This is a genomic window from Candidatus Walczuchella monophlebidarum (genome assembly GCF_000709555.1).
GTDB lineage: Bacteria > Bacteroidota > Bacteroidia > Flavobacteriales > Blattabacteriaceae > Walczuchella > Walczuchella monophlebidarum.
In genome coordinates this window covers 231,734-254,731 of the sequence record NZ_CP006873.1, presented here as the reverse complement: position 1 = coordinate 254,731, position 22,998 = coordinate 231,734, and the positions used below count along the sequence as shown (strand labels likewise).

Annotated in this window: 14 protein-coding genes, 3 tRNA genes, 3 rRNA genes and 2 pseudogenes; 9 read left to right on the top strand and 13 right to left on the bottom strand. The window is 34.9% G+C overall.

Annotated elements, in window-relative coordinates; translation table 11 throughout:
- The first annotated feature begins 4 nt into the window (after positions 1-4).
- The 5 genes from FNIIJ_RS01285 to rrf all read left to right on the top strand — a co-directional run bounded on the left by FNIIJ_RS01285 (position 5) and on the right by rrf (position 4,901).
- Positions 5-1,555, top strand: a 16S ribosomal RNA gene (locus FNIIJ_RS01285).
- A gap of 74 nt (positions 1,556-1,629) precedes the next feature.
- Positions 1,630-1,703 (top strand) — tRNA-Ile (locus tag FNIIJ_RS01280).
- Positions 1,704-1,717: 14 nt separating this feature from the next.
- Positions 1,718-1,791 (top strand) — tRNA-Ala (locus tag FNIIJ_RS01275).
- A 53-nt stretch (positions 1,792-1,844) separates the two neighbouring features.
- Positions 1,845-4,734: ribosomal RNA gene (locus FNIIJ_RS01270) — 23S ribosomal RNA — on the top strand.
- A 54-nt stretch (positions 4,735-4,788) separates the two neighbouring features.
- Positions 4,789-4,901 (top strand): 5S ribosomal RNA (rrf, locus tag FNIIJ_RS01265).
- The 16S, 23S and 5S rRNA genes sit together here with 2 tRNA genes alongside, the layout of an rRNA operon.
- A gap of 36 nt (positions 4,902-4,937) precedes the next feature.
- Here rrf and FNIIJ_RS01260 read toward each other — a convergent pair.
- The 4 genes and pseudogenes from FNIIJ_RS01260 to FNIIJ_RS01755 all read right to left on the bottom strand — a co-directional run.
- Positions 4,938-6,650, bottom strand: a complete 1,713-nt coding sequence (locus FNIIJ_RS01260; protein WP_038436243.1) for a ribonucleoside-diphosphate reductase subunit alpha — start codon at positions 6,648-6,650, stop codon at positions 4,938-4,940.
- A gap of 3 nt (positions 6,651-6,653) precedes the next feature.
- The gene (locus FNIIJ_RS01255) at positions 6,654-7,625 is read right to left on the bottom strand and encodes a ribonucleotide-diphosphate reductase subunit beta (protein ID WP_038436352.1); all 972 of its coding nucleotides are present in this window, start codon (positions 7,623-7,625) and stop codon (positions 6,654-6,656) included.
- Positions 7,594-8,397: a prolipoprotein diacylglyceryl transferase gene (gene lgt, locus FNIIJ_RS01250; RefSeq protein ID WP_233485146.1), complete on the bottom strand. Its 804-nt coding sequence runs from the start codon at positions 8,395-8,397 to the stop codon at positions 7,594-7,596. The genes FNIIJ_RS01255 and lgt overlap by 32 nt, the downstream gene beginning before the upstream one ends.
- 420 nt (positions 8,398-8,817) lie before the next feature.
- Positions 8,818-8,957, bottom strand: a pseudogene (locus tag FNIIJ_RS01755) (class I tRNA ligase family protein); the annotation flags it as partial.
- A gap of 282 nt (positions 8,958-9,239) precedes the next feature.
- Between FNIIJ_RS01755 and rsmA the strand changes: the two are divergent.
- A complete protein-coding gene (gene rsmA, locus FNIIJ_RS01240; RefSeq protein WP_051673249.1) occupies positions 9,240-10,013 on the top strand; it encodes a 16S rRNA (adenine(1518)-N(6)/adenine(1519)-N(6))-dimethyltransferase RsmA in 774 nt (257 codons plus the stop codon).
- Here rsmA and hisIE read toward each other — a convergent pair.
- The 8 genes and pseudogenes from hisIE to FNIIJ_RS01200 all read right to left on the bottom strand — a co-directional run bounded on the left by hisIE (position 10,008) and on the right by FNIIJ_RS01200 (position 16,279).
- Positions 10,008-10,664 carry a bifunctional phosphoribosyl-AMP cyclohydrolase/phosphoribosyl-ATP diphosphatase HisIE gene (gene hisIE, locus FNIIJ_RS01235; protein WP_233485137.1) on the bottom strand — a complete coding sequence of 219 codons (657 nt, stop codon included), beginning with the start codon at positions 10,662-10,664 and terminating at the stop codon, positions 10,008-10,010. The genes rsmA and hisIE overlap by 6 nt on opposite strands.
- Entirely contained in the window at positions 10,664-11,437 is a 774-nt protein-coding gene (gene hisF / locus FNIIJ_RS01230) for an imidazole glycerol phosphate synthase subunit HisF (RefSeq protein ID WP_038436239.1), read from the bottom strand. Before hisF ends, hisIE begins: the two co-directional genes overlap by 1 nt.
- On the bottom strand, positions 11,431-12,147 hold the full coding sequence (gene hisA, locus FNIIJ_RS01225) for a 1-(5-phosphoribosyl)-5-[(5-phosphoribosylamino)methylideneamino]imidazole-4-carboxamide isomerase (protein WP_038436238.1): 717 nt from the start codon (positions 12,145-12,147) through the stop codon (positions 11,431-11,433). The genes hisF and hisA overlap by 7 nt, the downstream gene beginning before the upstream one ends.
- A 10-nt stretch (positions 12,148-12,157) precedes the next feature.
- The gene (hisH, locus tag FNIIJ_RS01220) at positions 12,158-12,757 is read right to left on the bottom strand and encodes an imidazole glycerol phosphate synthase subunit HisH (RefSeq protein WP_038436237.1); all 600 of its coding nucleotides are present in this window, start codon (positions 12,755-12,757) and stop codon (positions 12,158-12,160) included.
- A complete protein-coding gene (gene hisB, locus FNIIJ_RS01215) occupies positions 12,754-13,839 on the bottom strand; it encodes an imidazoleglycerol-phosphate dehydratase HisB (protein WP_038436235.1) in 1,086 nt (361 codons plus the stop codon). The genes hisH and hisB overlap by 4 nt, the downstream gene beginning before the upstream one ends.
- Before the next feature lie 34 nt (positions 13,840-13,873).
- A complete protein-coding gene (hisG, locus tag FNIIJ_RS01210; RefSeq protein WP_038436233.1) occupies positions 13,874-14,722 on the bottom strand; it encodes an ATP phosphoribosyltransferase in 849 nt (282 codons plus the stop codon).
- 139 nt (positions 14,723-14,861) lie between these two features.
- A tRNA-Leu gene (locus FNIIJ_RS01205) sits at positions 14,862-14,944 on the bottom strand.
- Between the two features lie 43 nt (positions 14,945-14,987).
- Positions 14,988-16,279: pseudogene (locus FNIIJ_RS01200) on the bottom strand (ribonuclease E/G).
- A 621-nt stretch (positions 16,280-16,900) separates the two neighbouring features.
- Between FNIIJ_RS01200 and nusA the strand changes: the two are divergent.
- Both nusA and infB read left to right on the top strand, forming a co-directional pair.
- Complete coding sequence (gene nusA / locus FNIIJ_RS01195; RefSeq protein ID WP_038436232.1) at positions 16,901-18,133, top strand: transcription termination factor NusA; 1,233 nt, start codon at positions 16,901-16,903, stop codon at positions 18,131-18,133.
- 156 nt (positions 18,134-18,289) lie between these two features.
- Positions 18,290-20,404 carry a translation initiation factor IF-2 gene (gene infB / locus FNIIJ_RS01190; RefSeq protein ID WP_076690912.1) on the top strand — a complete coding sequence of 705 codons (2,115 nt, stop codon included), beginning with the start codon at positions 18,290-18,292 and terminating at the stop codon, positions 20,402-20,404.
- 92 nt (positions 20,405-20,496) lie between these two features.
- Here infB and FNIIJ_RS01185 read toward each other — a convergent pair whose 3' ends face one another.
- On the bottom strand, positions 20,497-21,570 hold the full coding sequence (locus FNIIJ_RS01185; protein WP_199397420.1) for a bifunctional 3-deoxy-7-phosphoheptulonate synthase/chorismate mutase type II: 1,074 nt from the start codon (positions 21,568-21,570) through the stop codon (positions 20,497-20,499).
- A gap of 94 nt (positions 21,571-21,664) precedes the next feature.
- Here FNIIJ_RS01185 and FNIIJ_RS01180 point away from each other — a divergent pair, with 94 nt between their 5' ends.
- On the top strand, positions 21,665-22,915 hold the full coding sequence (locus tag FNIIJ_RS01180; protein ID WP_038436230.1) for a 3-phosphoshikimate 1-carboxyvinyltransferase: 1,251 nt from the start codon (positions 21,665-21,667) through the stop codon (positions 22,913-22,915).
- Positions 22,916-22,998: the final 83 nt, after the last annotated feature.

The window sequence follows — 22,998 nt, the reverse complement described above, 5'->3', positions numbered from 1 at the left end:
AACAACAATGAAGAGTTTGATCCTAGCTCAGGATGAACGCTGGCGGCGGGCTTAACACATGCAAGTCGAGGGGCAGCGTAAAATAAGTTTGCTTATTTGGCGGCGACCGGCGAACGAGTGAGTAACACGTATGTAATCTACCTTTTGCTGGGGAATAGCTCGTAGAAATTCGAATTAATACCCCATAGTATAAAATTTTTGCCTGAATATTTTATTAAAGCCTTGGGTTAAAACCTTTGGTAGCAAAGGATGAGCATGCGCCCGATTAGTTAGTTGGTGAGGTAATGGCTTACCAAGACTGAAATCGGTAGGGGGCCTGAGAGGGTGAACCCCCACACTGGTACTGAGACACGGACCAGACTTCTACGGAAGGCAGCAGTGAGGAATATTGGTCAATGGAGGAAACTCTGAACCAGCCACGCCGCGTGCAGGATGAAGGCCTTCTGGGTTGTAAACTGCTTTTGTATAGAAATAAAATTTCTTACGTGTAAGAACTTGAAGGTACTATACGAATAAGTGTTGGCTAACTCTGTGCCAGCAGCCGCGGTAATACAGAGGACACAAGCGTTATCCGGATTTATTGGGTTTAAAGGGTGCGTAGGCGGTTTGTTAAGTCAGTAGTGAAATCTTACAGCTCAACTGTAAAATTGCTATTGATACTAGCAGCCTAGAGTAAGATTGGAGCAATTGGAATGTGTGGTGTAGCGGTGAAATGCATAGATATCACACAGAACACCAATCGCGAAGGCAGATTGCTAAGTCTTTACTGACGCTGAGGTACGAAAGCGTGGGGAGCAAACAGGATTAGATACCCTGGTAGTCCACGCTGTAAACGATGATCACTAGCTGTTGGATTGTTTTTTTTTATTATTCAGTGGCCAATCGAAAGAGATAAGTGATCCACCTGGGGAGTACGATCGCAAGATTGAAACTCAAAGGAATTGACGGGGGTCCACACAAGCGGTGGAGCACGTGGTTTAATTCGATAATACGCGAGGAACCTTACCAAGGCTTAAATGTACCACGAATAGGCTGGAAACAGCTTAGTTTTCGGACGGGGTGCAAGGTGCTGCATGGTTGTCGTCAGCTCGTGCCGTGAGGTGTTGGGTTAAGTCCTGTAACGAGCGCAACCCCTATTGTTAGTTGCCAACGGATGATGCTGGGAACTCTAACAAAACTGCCGATGCAAATTGAGAGGAAGGTGGGGATGACGTCAAATCATCATGGCCCTAACGTCTTGGGCCACACACGTGCTACAATGGCCGGTACAGAGAGAAGCCACTGGGTGACTAGAAGCGAATCTCTAAAACCGGTCTCAGTTCGAATTGGAGTCTGCAACTCGACTCTATGAAGCTGGAATCGCTAGTAATCGCGTATCAGCCATGACGCGGTGAATACGTTCCTGGGCCTTGTACACACCGCCCGTCAAGTCCTGGAAGTCGGAGGTATCTGAAGTCAGTGACCGTTAAAGGAGCTGCCTAGGGTAAAATTGGTAACTAGGACTAAGTCGTAACAAGGTAGCCGTATTGGAAGGTGTGGCTGGAATATCTCCTTTTTCAGAGAAGTTTTTTTTCTTAGGGGAAAACATAATGCTTTTATTTATATTCAACTCTTTAACTTCTTCTAAGAAGTCTCGTAGCTTAGCTGGTAAGAGCACTACACTGATAATGTAGAGGTCCGTGGTTCAAGTCCACGCGAGACTACTCTAGAAAGAAGGGGGGGATTAGCTCAGCTGGCTAGAGCGCCTGTTTTGCACACAGGAGGTCATCGGTTCAATTCCGATATTCTCCACATTTTAAAAAGTTCTTTGACAACAAATAAAATTTTTTTATGATTTCTTTTAGAAATAAACAAATAAGAGCACATGGTGGATGTCTTGGCTCTGAGAGGCGATGAAGGACGTGGTCAGCTGCGATAAGCTGCAGGTATTGGCAACACGATTGTATCTGCAGATTTCCGAATGGGAAAACCTGTTGTTTCACAAATATTTGTGAAATACAACATCATTATGAGGCGAACCCAGGGAACTGAAACATCTCAGTACCTGGAGGAAAAGAAAATAAAAATGATTCCGTCAGTAGTGGTGAGCGAAATCGGAACAGCCCAAACCAATAAAGTTTAGGCTTTATTGGGGTTATAGGAATACATCTGTTTAAAACAGATTAAAATTGTATAGTAGAATGATTTGGAAAAATCAATCATAGAAGGTGATAATCCTGTATATGAAATACGATTTTAATTGAATTTAATAGTAATCCTAAGTAGAGCGGGACACGTGGAATCCTGTTTGAATTAACCGGGACCATTCCGGTAAGGCTAAATACTCCTCAGAGACCGATAGTGAACTAGTACCGTGAGGGAAAGATGAAAAGTACTTCGAATAGAAGGGTGAAATAGAACCTGAAACCATGTTGCTTACAATCTGTCGTAGCCCTTTAGTAGGGTGACGTCGTGCCTTTTGCATAATGAACCTACGAGTTAATTTTACTGGCAAGGTTAAACAGTTTAGCTGTGGAGCCGAAGCGAAAGCGAGTCTTAATAGGGCGCATAGTCAGTGGAATTAGACGCGAAACCGAGTGATCTACCTATGGGCAGGTTGAAGCTATGTTAATCCATAGTGGAGGACCGTACTGGTGGACGTTGAAAAGTCCTCAGATGACCTGTGGGTAGGGGTGAAAGGCTAATCAAACTCGGAGATAGCTCGTACTCCCCGAAATGCATTTGAGTGCAGCATTATGTTAAGTATTATAGAGGTAGAGCTACTGTTTGGATGCAGGGATTTCACCGTCTACTAATTCCTGACAAACTCCGAATACTATAATATGTTGCATAGTAGTGAGGGCATGGGTGCTAAGGTCCATGTCCGAGAGGGAAAGAACCTAGACCAACAGCTAAGGCCCCTAAGTATATACTAAGTTGACTAAACGAGGTTTAGTTGCCTAGACAGCTAGGATGTTAGCTTGGAAGCAGCTATTCATTTAAAGAGTGCGTAATAGCTCACTAGTTGAGTGACTGAGCGTGGATAATAATCGGGCATAAGTATATCGCCGAAGCTTTGGGATCGAAAGATCGGTAGGGGAGCATTGTAAATTACGTTGAAGCTGTGTTGTAAAACACAGTGGAGTTTTTACAAAAGAAAATGTAGGTATTAGTAACGATAATGCGGTTGAAAAATCCGCACACCGAAATATCAAGGTTTCCTCAGCTATGTTAATCAGCTGAGGGTTAGTCGAACCCTAAGGCAAAGTCGAAAGGCGTAGTCGATGGGAGAGCAGTTAATATTCTGCTACTTGCTTATATTGCGATGGGGTGACGAAGTAATAAAATTGTCGCGTACGGACGGAAGTGTGCGTTTAAATAACGGGGTATAGCATATATAGGAAAATCCGTATGTGTTGCTTACGTATGAAAGTACCATAATCTGGATAGTACAATATAAAACTTCCAAGAAAAACCTCTAAGCACTAAAAAATATAGGTAATTCGTACCCAAACCGACACAGGTAATTAGGGAGAGAATCCTAAGGTGTTCGAGTGAATCACGGCTAAGGAACTAGGCAAAATGGACCTGTAACTTCGGAAAAAGGGTTGCCTCTTAATCAAGGAGGCCGCAGCGAAAAGATCCAGGCGACTGTTTATCAAAAACACAGGACTCTGCTAAATCGAAAGATGATGTATAGGGTCTGACACCTGCCCGGTGCTGGAAGGTTAAGGAAAGGGGTTAGCTTTTTTAGTGAAGCTCTTGACCGAAGCCCTAGTAAACGGCGGCTGTAACTATAACAGTCCTAAGGTAGCGAAATTCCTTGTCGGGTAAGTTCCGACCTGCACGAATGGTGTAACGATCTGGATACTGTCTCGGCCGTGAGCTCGGTGAAATTGTAATATCGGTGAAGATGCTGATTACTCGCAATGGGACGAAAAGACCCTGTGAACCTTTACTATAACTTTGTATTGACTTTGGATAAATAATGTGTAGGATAGGTGGGAGACTTTGAAGCTCTATCGCTAGGTGGAGTGGAGTCGTTCTTGAAATACCACCCTTTATTTTTCTGAAGTCTAACTTTAAAATTAGGACAGTGCATGGTGGGTAGTTTGACTGGGGTGGTCGCCTCCAAAAAAGTAACGGAGGCTTTCAAAGGTACCCTCAGCACGCTTGGTAACCGTGCGTAGAGTGTAATGGCATAAGGGTGCTTGACTGTGAGACTAACAAGTCAATCAGGTACGAAAGTAGGACATAGTGATCCGGTGGTACTGTATGGAATGGCCATCGCTCAAAGGATAAAAGGTACTCCAGGGATAACAGGCTAGTCTTCCCCGAGAGCTCATATCGACGGGAAGGTTCGGCACCTCGATGTCGGCTCGTCACATCCTGGGGCTGAAGAAGGTCCCAAGGGTTGGGCTGTTCGCCCATTAAAGTGGCACGCGAGCTGGGTTCAGAACGTTGTGAAACAGTTCGGTTTCTATCTATTGCGAGCGTTAGAAGCTTGAGTGGAGCTAACTCTAGTACGAGAGGACCGAGTTGGACTAACCTCTGGTGTATCAGTTGTGCTGCCAAGTGCATCGCTGAGCAGCTATGTTAGGACGAGATAAGCACTGAAAGCATATAAGTGCGAAGCTTACCACAAGATGAGGCTTCTTTACAAGAGACGTTGGAGATTACGACGTTGATAGGCTACAGGTGTAAAGACAGTAATGTCATAGCCGAGTAGTACTAATTTCTCGTAAGTTTCTTCTATAAGATCATATAGATTTTATTTGTTGTTTCGTATGTTAAATATTAACATATCTAATGGGTGACTAATGCAACGGTGATCACCTCTTTCCATTCCGAACAGAGAAGTTAAGCCCGTCAGCGCTAATGGTACTGGGATGGACTCCCGGGAGAGTATGTGGTTGCCCATTTTCTTTATCAAGCCTAATTATTAGGCTTTTTTCTTTTCATATCTCACATAATAAGCATTTAGAATATAAATTAGTTTCTGCACGTAAAATACTTTCGCTTCTATAATAGTATAAACTTTTTAATCCCATTTTCCAAGCTTCTATATGTACTTGATTGATAAATCTTGCAGGGGCATTTTGTGGAAAAGCTAGGTTAATACTTTGCCCTTGATCAATATAATTCTGTCGGATGGAAGCCTGTCTTATTAACTCTAATTGATTAATTTCTTTAAAACACTTAAAAACTTCACGTTCTCTCTTAGTAAGTGCTTTAATCTTTTGACAAGAACCTTTTTCATGAGCAATGTGATCCCACATTTCATGAGTATTTAATTTTTTCTTTTTTAGTAAAGATTCTAATTTAACATTTTTCCGAATATGCATCCCTTTAGCATCGTCATCTACATAAATATTGGCTGCAATAGGTTCTATACCTTGAGATAGTCCTCCAGCTAATTTAGCAGAACTACGGGTTGGGGCAACAGTAGTCAGAGTCAGATTTCGTCTACCAGTATTTTTAGTCCATAATGTTTCTTTATATTTTTTAGCCATATATTGTGTGGTTCTTTCGGCTTCCTCCTTTATCTTTCCAAAGATCTTTCTAGTTAAGCTATTAGCTTCAAGGGAAATAAAAGGTATCATTTTTGATTGTAAATAAGAATGCCATCCGAGTACTCCTAACCCCAGAGCTCTACTTTTTTCTGCAAAACGGACCGCATCTTCTATTCCATGTATATCATGGCTTTTATCAAGAAATTCTTGAATCACAGAATCTAGAAACATTATTGCATAGGATACGGTATCCGTGTCTTTCCAATCATCATATTTATATAAATTAAGAGAAGACAGACAACAAACTAATGTATGATTTTCATCTGTAGGGAGCATGATTTCCGTACAAAGATTGCTATGCCAGATTTTTAGATCATTTTCTTTCCAATTTTTGGGCATATTTTTATTGGCGTTGTCTATGAAAAATAGATAAGGTTCTCCTGTTTTTACACGTTTTTTTATAGTATTAAGCCATAATTCTCGTTCAGATCCATTTTTTTCAATAACTTTTCTCATAAACTCATCAGAAATCACTGCTCCTTGGTGAATGTTATGACATTGACGATTTACGTCTCCCTTAGGCTCTCTTATCTCTAAAAATTGTGGATATTCTTTATGTTCTATATTTAAATAAATAGCTACAGCTCCTCTTCTAGTACATCCTTGTTTACTAGCAATAATAGTACTATCATAAGATTTAATAAAAGGAATAATTCCATCAGAAGTCCCTAGAGTTCCCTCTTTAATCATTGTTCCAATTGGTCGTACCTTGGTAAAATCATATGCTGTACCTCCACCATGTTTACTTAGGATAGCCATTTCAAGATTTTTACGATAGATATCGTACATACTGTCGCCGACTCGGCTTGAAAAACAGCTAATAGGCAAACCTTTTTCATTGCCAAAATTTCCCATTACTGGAGTAGAAGGAATAAGCCATCCTTTCCAAAGAATATCAAATATTTTTTTCTCCAAAATAGGTTCTTTCTGAATTCTTGCAGCTGTTTTAGCTATTCTTTTATAAGCTTCAAAGGGTGTTTCTTCTTTTAGAAGATATCCACCTGTTATGGTTGTAAGGTATAATTCATTATTACCCCAAACTGGGAAGTCTTTCTCAACTTTCCATCCATTTTTTTTTGCCGTCGGGTGCGTTTCCATAATTTAAAAAAGATTTTCAGTATCCCAATCGGTGTTAGGTTTGCTATAATTGGTTTCCCTGTTATCAAAAAAGTCAGTTTGCTGTTCACATGATATAATCATGTAAAACCAATTCATTTCATCTAGTAAATCCTGATTGATCTTAAATTTCTCATTTAGACCTAGTTCTAATAATTTTCTATTAGCCCTATCTTTCATAAAATTCTTTAATTGTTCTTTACTAATAGAAGTCAGATCTCCTTTCTGGAAAATTTTATCAATAAATATAAACTCATTTTCTAGCGCTAGAAGAATCCCATTATATATATTATTTTCTATAGTCAATAATAATTTTGGGTTCTCTTCGCAAAGAACTCTAAAGAGTTTACACCCCGCTTCCGAATGTAGGGATTCATCTCGTATGGAAAATATCATCTGTTGTCCTATACCTTTTAATAGATTAAATTTTCTAAATGAAAGTAGTACTGCAAACGAAGAAAAAAGTTGGATTCCCTCAGCTGCAGCAGAAAAAATTGCTATGCTTTGTGCAATCTCTTCTATAGAATATTTTCTATTGTTATCATAATGGACCTTCATAAGTCCACGAAGCTTGTTCATCGTTACCTCATCTTCAAGAAAAGCCTTAAAATCATCAAGCTCTAATATTTCGTTCAAATAAGAATAAGCTACTGCGTGTATCGTTTCAAAAGCCCCAAACGTTTGGGCCATCATTTTTATCTCTGGTACTTTAAACCATTCTGGGACCATTGTTGACCAATAGTTTCCTACTTCTGTTTCTGTTTGGACAAATCCTTTTAAAATTTCCCCAATAACAGATTTGTCTTTTTCTGACAGGTTTTCTTTCCAATCTTTTATATCAGATTGCATATTAATTTCTGTATGCAACCAATGCGCATTCTGTTGTTTAAACCAATAGTCATATGCCCACTTATACTCAAAAGGTTTAAAGTATAATCGTTCTTTTGTAATGCTCATAATATTGACAAATTTTTTCTAACCCCATAATAAAAAACCCTAGAATAATAAAAGGAATACTAAGAAGTTGCCCAGTATTAAGAATACTTATATGAAGAATTTCTCTTCCTTGTGGTTCTTTTACAAATTCTATTATAAATCTGACAGACCATAAAAGAATAAAAAACAACCCAGTAATATAACCTAGATATTGTTTTTTATTATGAAAAATAAGAAGCAAGATGAAAAAAATACATAGATCTGCCAAAGACTCATATAATTGAGTCGGATGTCTTGGTACTAGCTTTCCATATTCTCTATCCATCTTGATAAATTTTACTGCCCAAGGCAAATCAGTAGGTTTTCCTACTATTTCATAATTAAAAAAATTTCCTATGCGGACAAATACCCCTCCTAGAGTAATTGGGATACATATCCTATCGGAGATCCATAAAAAAGGTTTTTTAATAATACGTTTGCTGTATAACCAATTAGAAATAATCAATCCAATAGCTGCGCCATGGCTAGATAGCCCGCGATACCCAATAAATTCATATCCTTCTTTGGGATTTTCCCAAACTGGAAAAAAGGCTTCCATACAATGGTTTTTAAAAAAAATCAAATTATAGAATAATATATGCCCAAAACGGGCACCTATAATGGTTCCTAGTACAGTATATATAAATAAAGAATCAAGAGAACGAGTTTCTATTCTTTCTTTTCTGTAAAATAAATTCATCAATATCCATCCTGATAAAAAAGCTAGGAAGAACATAAAACTATAACCCCTCATATTCCATGTATGCAGTAATATCATAAATTATTTTTCATTTTCAACCGTAAAATGATCATGATACGTGTCTAACCCTATATATACCATACTTTCCGACTCTCTTTTCTTAAACATAATAGTCATTTTTCCTAATGAATGATATGGGTTTAAAAGTTCTGGATCTGTTAATATATTCCATGGTAAGGAATTAATTCTAAAAATATTCATGTCATAAGTTCTAGGTTCAACGAAAGTTGATCCCGTTTTTGTTCTGTATTTTCCAAGGAGCTTCATAAGATAAATATTTATTCTGGGGAATCTTCATAAACTCATCTAGAAACCGATAAGTTTCTATGATATGTCCTTGCAGATAACTTTTTCTATCGTTATTTGTCAGTTTTGGGACTTTTCAGTAAACATACCAGTTCGGGATCCCTACTAATTACGAATTGTTTGGAAATCTCTCCAACTGAAATTATTGTCTTTATTTTCAGGCATATTTCCCGTGAGTACATAGCGAAGTCCGTCCTGACTTTCAGTAAAATCTTCTCATGAAGCCAGTTTCTTTCCGTAGATATTTTCTGCTTTTAACTGGAAAAATAATCCCTGTCCTTCCATCCCAGTCTCCTAGTAATTGCCCGTGATCCCGGTAAATACCAATGCTTAGTCTCCCTAGGGACGCTTAAAGTTGATCTGCGTCCGACCTCTCGGAAAAAAACTGATTAAATTCTTCATAAGAACTCTCGGTCAAAAGAAATCCCAAATTGTACTTAATCAGAAAGTGGTCTAAGACCTTCCTTTTTTGCTCTAATGGGATCATACAAGATATCGTGGTTTTTCGTCTCTACAAATCTTTTATAAACATGTGCAGTATAAAAATTAGGCCTAAAAAATATTTAGGTCAGCATTTTCTAATTGATAAAAACATTGCTAAAAAAATTGTGTGCAGCCTTTCTTTTAAAGGTTATTCTTCAGTAGTAGAAGTAGGACCTGGAATAGGGATGCTTACACAATATCTCTTAAAGATAAAAACGCTAGAGCTTTTTCTTATTGAAATTGATGTGGAAGCTGTAAACTATTTACGTCAAGAATTTACCTTTTTAAAAGACCATATCATACATGCAGACTTCTTAAAATGGGAACCTTCTATTACTTCTTTTGCCTTGATCGGCAATTTTCCGTACAATATTTCTTCCCAGATTTTATTTAGACTACTTCGTTATCGTAATTCCGTCCCAGAGTGTATAGGGATGTTTCAAAAAGATATGGCTCAGAGAATTGTGGGAAAACATGGTAGTAAAATTTATGGAATTATTTCAGTTTTAGTACAGGCGTTCTACGAAGTAGAATATCTTTTTACAGTTAATGAGAAAGTCTTTTTCCCTATCCCTAAAGTAAAATCTGCCATAGTTAGATTTCGAAGAAAATTATCTTCTTTAGAAAGAACAGATGAATCTATTTTTTTTAAAATTGTTAAAAGTGGATTTAATCATCGAAGAAAAATACTTAGAAATTCACTTAAGCCTTTATCTCTATCTAAATCTTTTTATACTATGCCTATTCTCGATAAAAGGGCTGAAGAACTTTCCGTAGACGAATTTATTAACCTAAGTAAATCTGCACGTTATTTTTCATAACACATTGCGATTCTTTAAAATCTCCGTTACTGATTTTATTGTATAGCCTTTTATCTGCAATAATATCATATAATGAAATAATAGATCAGCTGATTCATTTAGAAAAAGTATTGGATTTTCATCCTTAGCTTCTATAATAAGTTCTATAGATTCTTCTCCCACTTTTTGTAAAATGCTATTCAGTCCTCTTTTAAAGAGTGTAGCTACATAAGAAGATCTAGGGTCTTTAGGGTCTTTAGGGTCTTTAGGGTCTTTAGGGTCTTTAGGGTCTTTCCTAGAACGTATAATTTCTTCCAATCTACTTAAAAATCCATAGGTTTCTTCATTCGGTTCTTTCCAACAAGTGTAGGTTCCTGTATGACAACTCGCTCCTAAAGGACAAACTTTAATAAGTAAGGTATCTTTATCGCAATCGAGCATTATTTCTCTAAGTATCAGATAATTCCCACTTTTTTCTCCTTTTATCCATAGTCTTTTTTTAGATCGGCTATAGAAAGTTACTCGTTTAGTTTGTACCGTTTTTAAATAAGCTTCCTCGTTCATGTATCCTAACATAATTACTTTTGAAGTATCGGCATCTTGAATAATTGCCGGAACTAGTTTATCTATCGATTTTGAAAAATCGATAACGTTAATAGGAGGTGTGTTCATTACATATGTTTACTTTTTGTAAGGTGTATAGGTAATTTCCGTTCATTTAAATAATTTTTTAGTTGGGGTATTTTTATTTCTTTGTAATGAAAAATGCTAGCTGCCAGGGCGGCATCTGCTTTTCCTTGAACAAAAATATTATAGAAATCTTCCAATTTTCCAGCGCCTCCAGACGCAATAATAGGTATAGAAAATTTTGACGAAAATTCACGAGTTAAATCTACCGCAAATCCATTTTTTGTGCCATCATGATTCATAGAAGTTAATAGAATTTCTCCTACACCCCTATAAACAGCTTCTTTAGCCCAATCGATTGCTTTAACATTAGTTTTTATCCGTCCACCATTAAGATAAACCCACCATTCATCATGAATCTGACGTGTATCTATAGATAAAACAATACATTGACTTCCAAATATTTTTACCAATTCGTCAAGAAATTTAGGTTTTTTAAAGGCAGCGGTATTGACTGATATCTTATCTGCTCCAGCATTAAGCAAAATTTCGACATCTTTGACCGATCCGATTCCTCCACCAATAGTAAATGGTATCCAAAGTTTTTTAGCTATTTTTTTAACTAGTTCATGCGCGGTTTTTCTCTTTTCAGAAGTAGCGCTTATATCTAAAAAGACTAGTTCATCAGCGCCTTCTTCAACATAATATGTTGCTAGTTGTACTGGATCACCGGCATATTTCAATTGTTCAAAACAAATTCCTTTGACAGTTTTTCCGTCTTTAATATCTAAACAGGGAATAATTCGTTTAGTTAGCATTTTTTTTTTATCTCAGAAAGACGAATTTTGTTCTCATAAATAGCTTTTCCTATAATTGCTCCATGACACCCGATAGATTTCAAATATTCCAGATCTTTTATAGTACTTATACCGCCGCTAGCGGTTAATCCTAATTTAGGAAATCTGTGCATAATTTTTTTATAGAGACTTATAGAAGGACCAGATAACCTCCCATCTTTAGCAATATCTGTACAAAAAATATTTTGTACATTATTGTTTATTCGATCAGAAATTAAATCCCATAAAGAAACGTCAGTAATTTTTGTCCATCCTGACATAGCAATTTTTTCGTTTTTAACGTCTACTCCTATAAAAAATTTGTCCTTTCCATATTGGATAATCCAATTTAGAAACAAATTAGGGTTGGATACAATTATACTCCCTACTGTAGCCATATAAGCCCCACTGTCAAAAACAGTTTTGACATCCTCACTTTTCTGTATTCCACCACCAAAGTCAATCAATAGTCGAGTATGTCTAGCTATTTTTTCTAAAACCTTCCAGTGAATAACTCTTCTTTTTTTTGCACCATCAAGATCTACCAAATGTAATCGAGATATTCCATAATCCTCAAAACGCAATGCTATTTCTAACGGATTTTCGCTATAGATTTTTTTAATAGAAAAATCACCTTGGGTGAGTCGAACACACTTTCCATCTATAATATCTATTGCTGGAATAATTTGCATTAGACCAAATTTATAGATTCAAAAAATTTTTTATCATTTTTTTACCATCCATTCCGGATTTTTCTGGATGAAATTGGACGCCATAAAAATTTTCTTTTTGCAAAGCTGCGCTACAAGGGGTAATATAATCTATTGTAGCTATTGTCTGAGATCCAAATGGGACATAATAACTGTGGACAAAATACTGATAGACGACTTCATTGTGTATTCCATTAAAAAGTTTTCCTTGAAGATTAAAAAGGTTATTCCATCCAATATGTGGAACTTTAAATGTATTACTGCTATAGGGAGGTCTAAATTTTTTCACTGGTATATCAAAAACCCCTAAACATGGTGTGTTATTTTCTTCAGAGAATTTACAAAGAAGTTGCATTCCGAGACAAATTCCCAAAACAGGTTGTGTTAATCTAACAATCAATTCTCCTAAACCTGTTTTATGAAAATACTCCATGGCTGATCTAGCTTCTCCTACTCCTGGAATGATAACTTTATCAGAATTTTTAATTATATCTAATTCATCGCTTATAATAGCGTTATATCCAAGATTCTTTAGAGAGAAAAGGACTGATTGTACATTCCCAGAAGAATATTTAACAATAACAATTTTCATAGCATTCCTTTAGTTGTAGGTAATTCATAGTAATTTATATTTCTGCGGATAATCATATGAAGTGTTCTAGCAAAGGCTTTAAATATAGCTTCTATTTTATGATGTTCGTTCTTTCCTTCAGCTTGGATGTGAATATTACAGTGTGCTGTATTAGAAAAAGATTTAAAAAAATGTGAAAACATTTCTGTAGGGACATCACCTATTTTTTCTATGCCAAAATTTACCTTCCATACTAAATGACTTCGACCTCCCAGATCCATCGCTACTTTCGCTAGTGAATCATCCATAGGTAATATAGAATATCCATATCTAACAATTCCTTTCTTATCTCCTAAAGCTTTAGTAAAAGTAGCGCCAAGAGCGAGACCAATATCTTCAATAGTATGGTGTTCATCAATATGTAGATCTCCACGCACCTTAATAGTTAGGTCAAATTTTCCCTGACAACCGATCTGTTCAAGCATATGATTTAAAAAACCGAGCCCAGTATGGATATTAGTTTTTCCAGTACCATCAAGTTGCAGGGAAATTTTGATGTCGGTTTCATTAGTGATACGTCTATTCGTGTTACATCGAAGTCCGAATTTAAGATACTCATAAATTTGGTTCCAAAAAACGGTTTCAAAAGAGATCAAAGGGTTAAGTTCTTGACTCGTCTTACAATTTTCCTTATTCATCCATATCGCTTTACAACCAAGATTTTGAGCTAAGAGAACATATGTAATTATATCCCCTATAAAAAAAGAATTTGAAATATCATAATTAGTTAGAAGCATATCAGTCCAAGATTTTCTGGTATATGCGTTTTCTTTTGCCAGAGTCCGATAAATATGTACAGAAGAAAAATAAATACCCTCACCTTCAAAAGTTTTCATGATATATTCTTGTTTTGGCCAAAATTTTTCTTCTGGAAAGTTTTCTGTCCCTAGTCCCTCTTGATTAGTCCCTATGACTAGTTCATAATCGAGTTCAGAGAATATACGTGAAAGAAATGAAAATACTCCTGGATAGAAAATAACTGGGGTAGGATTTTCTATAATTATAGGCCCCTCTCTTTCAATGAAAAGAAACTTTTTTTTCATTAGTTTTTATATTTTGAGGACCTCCTATTTTTTTTTAAATCATCATTTTTTTAATGGGGAGAACCAATAAGTCTTTTGCACCCAATCTTTTAAGTTTTTCTATCTTGTTCCATAGATATCTTTCTTCTATTATAGCGTGCACTGCAATCCATTTAGTATTATTTAAGGGAAGTACTGTAGGACTTCCAGAGAGACAAGATAATATTTCTTCTAAATTATCATTAGTAGCATTGAGTATCAGATACTTATTGGTTCTAGCTCTTTTAACTGCCTGTATTCTACAATATAATATTTCCGCAATAGATTTTTTAGACGATTTCATGTGTGGATAGGATGTTAATACAGCTTCCGATTCCAGGATAGTTTCTATCTCTTTAAGATTGTTGATAAACAGTGTTTCCCCGCTACTAACTAAATCACAAACAGCATCAGATATTCCTATATTCGGTGCAATTTCTACCGATCCGCTTATATGATGAATGTGCGCTTTGATCTGGCTTTTTTTTAAAAAAGCGCTTAAAAGCGTAGGATGACTTGTGGCAATTCGTTTTTCGTCAAGATCGTCTAATCTTGTATAATGAAAATTTTCAGGTACAGCAATAGATAGACGACAACGGCCAAAACCTAGATATTCTATAATATTAATATTTTTCTTTTTTTCTAAAATAAGATTTTTCCCTACAATACCTACATCAGCTACTCCATCTTCTATGTATTTAGGAATATCATCATCTCGTAAAAATAAAATCTCCATTGGAAAATTAAGAGACTTTGTATTAAGCTGTTTTCCTAAATTCATTTCTATACCACAATCTTTCAGTAGTTCTATCGAATCTGTATACAGTCTACCGGATTTTTGTAAAGCTATTTTAAGACATTCCATAAAGAAAAGATTACTACCCAAGCACAGTTTTTGTCAATTTTTTCATAGAACGACTCTGAAAATAGAGACAGATTGTATCAGTGCTATGAATATCAAATATTACATATTACATATTACATTTTTTCCAAAATGATTGTCGTGCGGGTGAAGGGACTCGAACCCCCACACTTTTTCAGTACTAGATCCTAAGTCTAGCGTGTCTACCAATTCCACCACACCCGCAAAAAAAAAATGATAAGATTAGTTCTTATCAGAAGATAAAATTTTATTTATAAAAAATTTGATACTCAAGATATTTGAATGAATCTCTTTGAATAATTTTGATCCATTTTTTATATCGTAGAAACCATTTTTGCTGTTTGGATGGCCATCCATGTTGGAGATAAGCTGCTAGAAATGGATGAGTATGCAAAGTAATTTTTTTAATGTTTTCTTTTACAAGAAATTCGAAAACAGACTCTATTCTAGATATATATATATATGAAACCGGCGCTTCTATATTTTTAGAAGGATTTTCTTCAGAAGTTTCTATATTTAATTCAGTACGTACTCTTTGTCTTGTAAGTTGTATTAGACCAAATTTGCTAGGGGGTAAAATTTTAGATTTTGCTTTGTCATTTTTCATTGCTATCTTTAGGTGTTCATATAATTTTTGACGATGATGATATTCCACCAGATCTATAAAATCTACCACGATAAGACCTCCCATATCCCTTAACCTTAATTGTCTAGAAATTTCTGTAGCTGCTAAAATATTTACATCAAGAGCGACATTTTTATATTTTATTTGTTTATGCTGGTTTATTCCACTATTCACGTCAATGACGTGCAATGCTTCAGTATGTTCTATAATTAGATAAGCTCCTTGACCTAGGGTAACATGCTTGCCTAAAGAGATTTTCATTTGACTTTCAATACCCAATTTATCAAAAAGAGGGATTTCCTTATCACGATAATATTTAATAATCCCAGTTTTACTAGGATAAATGCTAGAGATATAGGTATCCATCTCATCGCAGAGATTATCATCATCACAAATAATGGATGTGAAATCCTCATAAAAAAGATCTTTTAGAATGAATAATGCTCTATCCCTTTCCCGTAGTATTCTTGCTGTCAATTTTTTTTTGTTAAAAATTTTAGGAGATTCTTCCACTTCTTGGTTATAGATAGGAAATCATTTTCAATAGTTGGAATTCTTTTATTTATCGCAATAGTCCGAATAATTAGGCCAAAATTTTTTGGTTTTATTCTCTGTATAAGAGAAATTAATCGTTCTCTTTCTTTTCTGTCTTTGATTTTTTTTGAAATTAAAATTTGTTCTGCGAAAGGAATTAATATAAGATAACGACCTGAGAGGTAAATTTCTGATGTAAGTTTAGGACCTTTTTTTGAAAGAGATTCTTTAGTAATCTGGACCAATATTATTTGTCCATTTTGAATAAATTCACCTACATTTTCTGGATAATGACATGATAATAATTTTATAAATGATTTTAATTTCGGACCAATATCTTGATAATGAAGAAAAGCATGTTGACCAGATCCAATATTCACAAAAGCAGCATTTAGTCCCGGGACTATTTCTTGGATTTCTCCAATGTGGATATCCCCAATTAACAAATTTTTTTTTTGCTGTAACGATGTATTTCCGATAATTTTACGTTTTCCAAAATAACAACAATTACCTCTTTCTCATTTGTTTGTATAATTAATTCTTTATTCATTTAGTCTTTTAAGATCCTTAAGTACAAAGTCCAACACTATATATTGGTTATATTCACTCTTTCACTGAACAATGAGTATATTATTTCTTCTTATGTCGATTTTTTCTGCTTTTTTTTTTTCTTTGATGTGTAGCAATCTTGTTCTTTTTTCTTTTTTTTCCGTTAGGCATAATTGATGGAATCTTTAATATATTATATATATATAGGGATAGGGCTTATATCGGTAGGGCCGATTCTAAATCGTATTGAAATGTTTCGTGCGATTTTCTTAGCCAATATAATAAAAATTTTATCCAGGTTGTCAATCACGTTTTCTACGGCCTCTTTCCTGCCTACCCACTACAGAATAACTTGCTCCAGAGCGGACTCACGATGGTTAAGATAAACGTGGATTTGTCATTTTGGTGAAAAAAACATATATTACATGTTTCAAAATAAAAAGTGATCTCCTATGGATAATATTAATCTGGCCTTAATAAATTTTCAGGAGGAAAAAAAGATAGATAGCTCTACTCTTAGAGCTATACTTGAGAAAGCTATTAGAAATATTTTACGTCAAAAATCTGGATCTTCAAAGAATTTCGACATTATAGTCAATCCTGATAAAGGTGATCTTGAAATATGGCGCAATCGTACAATCGTGGAAGACGGATCTGTTGAGGAAGAGAATGAACAAATTGAACTTTCTGAAGCAAAAAAAATAGAGCCTGATTTTGAAATAGGAGAATATGTATCTGAAAAAGTAGAACTTAAAGATTTAGGTCGAAGGGCTATTCTTTCTTTAAAAAAAAATATCTTTACTCAAAGTAAAGAATACTATAACACAGTTATTTATAAAAAATTTCACAAAAAAATCGGGGAACTTATCGTCGGAGAGATTCACTATACATGTGATAATCAAAATCTCATCATACGTGATGATAACAAAAATGAAATGATCCTTCCAAAAAAAGAACAGATGGCTAACGATTTGAGTAGAAAGAGTGGTCGTATACGTGCTCTAATTAAAAATGTTCTCTTAGAAGGTAACAGGCCAATAATTATTCTATCACGAAGTGATACAGCATTTCTAAAAAAACTTTTTGAGCAGGAAATTCCTGAAGTTTTTGAAGGATTGATTTCGATAAAAGACATTGTCCGGATTCCTGGAGAAAAAGCCAAAGTCGCTGTATCATCTTATGATGATAGGATTGACCCAGTTGGGGCCTGTGTTGGAGTCAGAGGGATGCGTATCCATTCTATTGTTAAAGAATTAATATCTGAAAAGATAGATATTATAAATTATACTGACAATAGTCAGTTGTATATTATTCGTGCTCTAAGCCCGGCGAAAATCTCTAAAATTGAGATAGATGAAAAAAATAAAATAGCCAAGGTCTCGTTACATCCTGATCATGTATCTAAAACCGTAGGACGTAATGGACAAAATCTTCGTTTAGTAAGTAAACTCACTGGGTATAAAATTGTTATTATTAGAGATTTTATGTCTGAGGAGGATGTGGAACTCACTGAATTTAGTGACGAAATAGAACCTTGGATAATTGATAACTTTAAAAGTACAGGCCTTTCTACAGCGAGATCCATCCTAAATTCCGATCTGGAAGATATAATAAAGAAAACTAAATTAGAGAAACAAATGATTTTGGATGTCTTACGAATATTAAGAGAAGAATTAAAAAAATGACTGATAATATCAGATTAAGAGTAATATTGAAAGAATTAAATGTATCCTTACAAAGAGTGGTACACTTTCTCAGAACAAAAAATATAGAAGTTAATATAAATCCCACCCCCTATCAACTACTAGTAAATGAGTTTAAAGAAGACAAAAAAGTGAAAGATGGTTCACATAAAGAGTGATTCTCTGATACCAGTTTCAAAAACAGACGGTTCAAAATCAAAAACAGACGGTTCAAAATCAAAATCAAAAACAGACGGTTCAAAATCAAAAACAGACATTTCTATAAAAACACAATATAAAAAACTTCCAGGTCCTGTATTTACAGGAGATCAAATAGATCTGTCTCAATTTGAAAAAAATAAATCCGATAAAAAAAAGCAACGTACTTTGCGTAGTGGAATAGAAAATGTGAGACAACGTGTAGAAAAAATTAAGGAAACTTTTTCAAAAGTCCCTGTAAAAAATAAGAAATCAACACTTTTAAAGTATAGGAAAAAAAAACAACCACCAAAAGAAGATAATAAAACGCTTGATTCAAAACCTAAAAAAGTACTTCAAATAGTTGAGTTTATTACTGTAAATGAATTAGCTTCTCTGATGAATGTTTCTAGCACACAATTAATTACTACTTGTATGTCTTTAGGTGTTATGGTAACAATGAATCAACGTTTAGACGCAGAAATACTTCCCCTAGTAGCTGATGAATTCGGATACAGTATAGATTTTGTCGGAGAAGATATAGATAAAGTTATGAAGGAAGAGGAAGATCCAAAAGAAAGTCTGCATAGTCGTGCACCCATTATCACAGTTATGGGTCACGTAGACCACGGAAAAACGTCATTTTTAGATTATGTTAGAAATACTAAATCTTGTGAATCTGGAGGAATTACACAGCATATAGGTGCTTATAGTGTAGAATTAAAAAACGGCCGATGTCTTACTTTTCTTGATACTCCTGGTCATGAGGCATTTACGTCAATGCGCGCCCGAGGCACTAAGATAACTGATATTGTTATTATTGTTATAGCATCGGATGAGGAAGTTATGCCGCAAACCAAAGAAGCAATAAATCACGCAAAAGTAGCTGGAGTTCCTCTAATATTTGCTTTAAATAAAATAGATAAACCTACGGCAAATCCTGATAAAATACGTGAACAGCTAGCTAACATAAATATCTTGGTAGAAGAATGGGGAGGTCAATATCAGTCTCAGGAAATTTCTGCAAAAACAGGGGAAGGTATTGAACAATTACTCGATAAGGTTTGGCTAGAAGCTGAACTTTTAGGATTGAAAGCTAATCCAAATAAAATGGCTTCTGGGACAATCATTGAATCTACTCTCGATAAAGGTCGTGGATATATGACTACTATCCTTGTTCAATCTGGGACTATCAAACTTGGAGACTACATATTAGCAGGGATCTTCCACGGAAAAGTTAAGGCCCTTTTCGATGAAAGAGGTAATTCCATTAAAAATGCCGGTCCTTCAAAACCTGTATCTATATTGGGACTTAACGGTGGTCCTACAGCTGGTGATAAATTTAAAGTGTTCAGTAATGATAAGGAAGCTAAACAACTGGCTTTAAAAAAACAACAATTACAAAGAGAGCACAATCTTCGCATACATAAGCATGTTACGTTAACTAACGTTAACGTAGCAGGGAAGGAAATAAAAATTATTCTTAAGGGAGATGTAGACGGTTCCGTAGAAGCTATTATGAATGCACTAAAAAATCTGTCTAAAAAGGAAGTATTGGTAAATATTATTCACAAAGGTGTAGGACAAATTACTGAATCAGATGTTTTACTAGCCAGTGCCTCTCATTCTATCATTATAGGATTCAATGTTAGAACAACTCCTAATGCCAGAAAAATTGCAGAAAGAGAACAGATTGAAATACGTACATATTCAATTATTTATGATGTAATTAGGGAAATTTCTAACGTTATAGAAGGAATGTATTCTCCTAAACTTCAAGAACAAATATGTGGTACTGCTGAGATTCGTAATATCTTTAATATTCCTAAAATAGTAGGAACCGTTGCTGGATGTATGGTTATTAACGGGAAAATATTTCGTCCTGCTAAAATCAAATTAATCCGAGACGGTATTGTCATATTTCATGGCGAATTAGCTTCTCTTAAACGATTTAAAGAAGATGTAAAAGAAGTCTCTAAAGGTTATGAATGCGGATTGCAAATAAAGAACTATAATGCTCTCAAAATAGGAGACTATATTGAAGTATACGAGGATAAATCTCTGCCGAAGAAGTAAATACTTTTAGTAGTTAATTATTCATCCACAAAGCGATAAATCTAGCAACAGTCTTTTAAGGCGTCTTAGTGTTTTCCTGCGTATCAAAAGCATCACCTATCAAGCATAACACGATTTTGAATCTGAATTGATTCCTGATGGATTATTTCTAAAAAGACTTTAATAAAATCTGAAGACAATTCTACATTTTTCCCAAAACATTCTAATTTTTCCATTATTTGTTTCCACCGGTTAGGTTGGAATATGTCTACATTATGCTTTTTTTTGAGCATGCCAATCTCTCTCGATAAAAGGAATCTACTTGCTAATAATGAAAGAACATTCTCATCTAGTTCATCAATTTTATCACGTAATATTTCTATTTGAGTTTTTTTTGAATCTTGTTCTTTACTAAACTCAATTTTTTTAAGAATTTTGACAAGTTGTTGTGGGGTTATTTGTTGTTTAGAATCGCTCCATGCTTTATCTGGATTACAGTGACTCTCTATCATTAATCCGTCGTATTCCAAATTCAACGCTTGTTTTGCAACGGTAGCAATGCCTTCTCTTTCTCCGCAAATATGTGAAGGGTCGCATATAATAGGAATATTCCCATAGAAATTTTTGAAATTCAATGCTATATCCCAATGGGGATGATTCCGATATTGGGATTTTTTATAATAAGAAAATCCTCTGTGGATTACGCCTATTTTTTTTATTCCCTGAGCTACAAGACGTTCTAGGGCTCCTACCCATAAATCAAAATCAGGATTTATAGGATTCTTTACAAGTATTATTTTTTCTGTATTCTTTAATGACTCAGCAATTTCTTGGACCGTAAACGGATTAACTGTACTTCTAGCACCTATCCATAGGATATCAATATCATAGGCCAGGGAAGCCTTTACATGGTCAGTATTCGCTACTTCTGTAGCAATCATCATTCCTGTTTCCTCTTTGACTTTTTGGAGCCATTTTAGACCAATTTCCCCTACTCCCTCAAAACCTCCAGGTTTCGTGCGAGGTTTCCATATGCCAGCTCGAAAAATTTTCACATAAGACTTGTCCAGATTTTTAGAAATTTCCAGCAGTTGTTCTTGACTTTCTGCACTGCAAGGACCTGATATAATAATCGGTTTTTGAAAACATCTCATCCAATCTTGGTCTAATTCATTTAGTGTTTGCATAATCATTCTTTTTATATCATGTAACTTTTAACCATAAATATAAAATATATTTCAATTCCCCATAGCTGTCGAAAACCGATATATCGCAATAATTATGACGTATATTGAACTTTATAAAGACGAGTCCAGCCTTAGTGGTAGGCTAACTATAGGAGGGTCCAAAAGTGAATCCAATCGTTTACTTATTTTAAAAGGACTTTTTCCTAAAAATCTGAATATTGAAAATATGTCTTCTGCGAAGGACACGAAAATTTTACATAAAGCACTTTTTGGTCCTAATAATGTCCTATATGTTCAAAATGCTGGAACTGCTATGCGTTTTTTAACAGCTTATTGCACAATACAATCTAACAAAACTTTCACTCTTATTGGATCGAAAAGAATGCACGAACGACCAATAGGAGTCTTAGTCCAAGCTCTTAGAAAACTTGGTGCTAATATTGATTACTTAGGAACCGAAGGATATCCTCCTTTAAAAATATATGGAAACAAATTGATTGGAGGAAACTTATCTGTAAGGGCTGATACTAGTAGTCAGTATATAAGCGCATTGATGTTAATAGGGGCTTTTTTTGAAAAAGGTCTTTCTCTGAACCTCGAGAAAAAAATAACTTCAAAACCTTATATATCTATGACTATAGAGTTGTTGAGAAAAGCTGGGATTTCGGTGTTTTGGAATAACCGTGAAGTTTTTATCTCCCCAGCAACTGAACCTCTTGCTAGTAGAAAATTTTTTGTTGAATCAGACTGGAGCTCTGCTTCCTATTATTATTCTTTAGCTGCAATGTCTAAACAAGTAGATATCCAATTAAGCATTTATAAAAAAGAAAGTTTGCAAGGTGATCAAAAGTTATATGAGATTTATTGTAATTACTTTGGAGTAAAAACTTCTTTTAAAGAAAATAGTCTTTTTCTTACAAAGGATCCTTCACGGAACCTCCCAGAATATTTTGAATGTGATTTAAATCAATGTCCGGATATCGCACAAACTATTGCTATAAGTTGTACAGGGTTAAAAATAAAATGTTTATTAACCGGACTTGAAACTTTAAAAATAAAAGAAACAGACCGGTTACAGGCTTTACAAAATGAGTTATTTAAAGTAGGTGTTAGAACATATATGACAGAAAATTCCTTAGAGATTTTTAATTTTAAAAATGCTGATGGGAAACCACTAATCCAGACTTATAATGATCATAGAATGGCTATGTCTTTTGCTCCTTTAGCATTATACAGATCAATGATTATACAAAACCCAAATGTAGTAGAAAAATCTTATCCGAATTTTTGGAGAGATATAAAACAATTAGGATTTTCCTTAAAAAGGTGGTCTGAACCTAACTAAGCTTATATAATTTTGATTTACGAAGTTTCTTGATCTACTTTTGTAGTGGGAAATTTTTTTCTCTATAAAGTGTAAATAGAAAA

Coding starts and splice junctions, on each gene's coding strand:
- rsmA (WP_051673249.1), top strand. CDS start 9,240: ATGTGCAGTATAAAAATTAGGCCTAAAAAATATTTAGGTCAGCATTTT.
- hisB (WP_038436235.1), bottom strand. CDS start 13,839: ATGAAAAAAAAGTTTCTTTTCATTGAAAGAGAGGGGCCTATAATTATA.
- nusA (WP_038436232.1), top strand. CDS start 16,901: ATGGATAATATTAATCTGGCCTTAATAAATTTTCAGGAGGAAAAAAAG.
- hisH (WP_038436237.1), bottom strand. CDS start 12,757: ATGAAAATTGTTATTGTTAAATATTCTTCTGGGAATGTACAATCAGTC.
- infB (WP_076690912.1), top strand. CDS start 18,290: ATGGTTCACATAAAGAGTGATTCTCTGATACCAGTTTCAAAAACAGAC.
- hisG (WP_038436233.1), bottom strand. CDS start 14,722: ATGGAATGTCTTAAAATAGCTTTACAAAAATCCGGTAGACTGTATACA.
- hisIE (WP_233485137.1), bottom strand. CDS start 10,664: ATGAACACACCTCCTATTAACGTTATCGATTTTTCAAAATCGATAGAT.
- hisA (WP_038436238.1), bottom strand. CDS start 12,147: ATGCAAATTATTCCAGCAATAGATATTATAGATGGAAAGTGTGTTCGA.
- FNIIJ_RS01185 (WP_199397420.1), bottom strand. CDS start 21,570: ATGCAAACACTAAATGAATTAGACCAAGATTGGATGAGATGTTTTCAA.
- lgt (WP_233485146.1), bottom strand. CDS start 8,397: ATGAGGGGTTATAGTTTTATGTTCTTCCTAGCTTTTTTATCAGGATGG.
- FNIIJ_RS01255 (WP_038436352.1), bottom strand. CDS start 7,625: ATGAGCATTACAAAAGAACGATTATACTTTAAACCTTTTGAGTATAAG.
- FNIIJ_RS01180 (WP_038436230.1), top strand. CDS start 21,665: ATGACGTATATTGAACTTTATAAAGACGAGTCCAGCCTTAGTGGTAGG.
- FNIIJ_RS01260 (WP_038436243.1), bottom strand. CDS start 6,650: ATGGAAACGCACCCGACGGCAAAAAAAAATGGATGGAAAGTTGAGAAA.
- hisF (WP_038436239.1), bottom strand. CDS start 11,437: ATGCTAACTAAACGAATTATTCCCTGTTTAGATATTAAAGACGGAAAA.